This window comes from Treponema sp. R80B11-R83G3 (genome assembly GCF_054786115.1).
In genome coordinates, this window is sequence record NZ_BDHF01000201.1 from 1 (window position 1) to 1,481 (window position 1,481).

Here is a 1,481-nt window from a genome sequence, read left to right on the forward strand (position 1 = left end):
GGGGGGGGAGCAGCCCACTCCCGTTGGTCGTGTGCTGTAAGGAAGAAAAAAAAGGCAAACATCCTTGTTTGCCTTTTTTTTCAGAAACAGCGGCGTCCATGCCCGCAACCGCCTCAACTCCGCCGCAGAAAAGCGTAGTTTGACCCGCCCGGCGTGTCGCATAACAACAGGCGAAGCGGAATACGCACACGGCTTTCGCAAATAAAACACCCTTCCCAAATTCCGTAATTAAAAAAAATAAATCGCTGATGACCCCTGCGAAAAAACCGCCATAAAAAATTATCGTCAAGTAAATCTTTAAAAAAGGCGGTTTTTCCGCAGGGGGGCAATTGTCGGAACAAACCGCTCTCATTTGTTAAACAAAAAGCGGTAAAATAAATCCCTCTTAATATTCCAACTTGAAAATTTAGTCGCTAAGACCCCAATGCGAAAAAACCGCCATAAAAAACCATTGATAATTAAATCATAAAAAAAGGCGGCTTTTTCGCAGGGGTAATTGTCTAAATAAACCGCTCTCGTTTGATAAATAAAAAAGCGAGTGTTTTACTCCCTCTTGGAATTACAACCTGTTAATTTTAATCGCTGAAACCCCATGCTAAAAAACCACCAGAAAATGAAGCATTGAAAGTGTATCAATGCAGTATAAAAGACGAATTTGCCACTTCTATATATATATTATATATATTTATAAGTTTCCTTTTTTTTTATTTAAGATACACAAATAAAAAAAAATATAGTAATAGGTGATAATAGGGAGTAACAAGGAGCAACAGGGAGCAACAAAAAGAGTGTAGTATAATCCTTTGTTAATCCTACACAACCATACACCATGATACATAAAATATTTTATTGCGGGGGGCGTGCGCGTCTCCTAAAAAAGCCATAATTTTGTAATTGGAAATTTTATCAATGTAGTAAAAGATTTTCTCGCTTTGTTTTTTGTTTTTATCGCTAACAGATAGCAATACAGAGCAACCAGTAGCAACAAGGAGTAATACAAAAATCAATCAAATTATAATTCGTGTTTTCACTACTGAAAATTAAGGGGGCAGGGGGGATGCCCAGAAACGCACGGCGTTAAGCCGTGTTGATAAATAATTCTTCATGGCGTGGCGCACAATAAAATCCCCACTTGTAAAAATTTTCGAAACAAACCGCTCTCATTTAATAAATAAAAAGCGAGAGTTGTACTCCCTCTTGATATTCCATCTTGAAAATTTTAATCGCTGAAACCCCCAATGCAAAAAAACCGCCATAAAAAAAATTCAACAAATAAAACTTGTAAAAAGGCGGTTTTTCCGCAGGAGGCAATGGCTGATAATAACCGCTACCCAATGACTGAATGACCCGATGACCGCCACATTAACTCAGTTTTAACATCTCCCTATATACCCTTATAATATAAATATATTATTTTATTATTAGTCATTAAGTCATAAAAAAAATATATATATATAAATAATATATATAAAGAGTAATAA

1 protein-coding gene is annotated in these 1,481 nt (G+C 36.3%); it reads right to left on the bottom strand.

The features are described from left to right. Positions 1–289: hypothetical protein (locus tag ACYVRH_RS12585; protein WP_461257248.1), on the bottom strand; the 289-nt coding region annotated here is incomplete at its 3' end. Between the last annotated feature and the right edge of the window lie 1,192 nt (positions 290–1,481).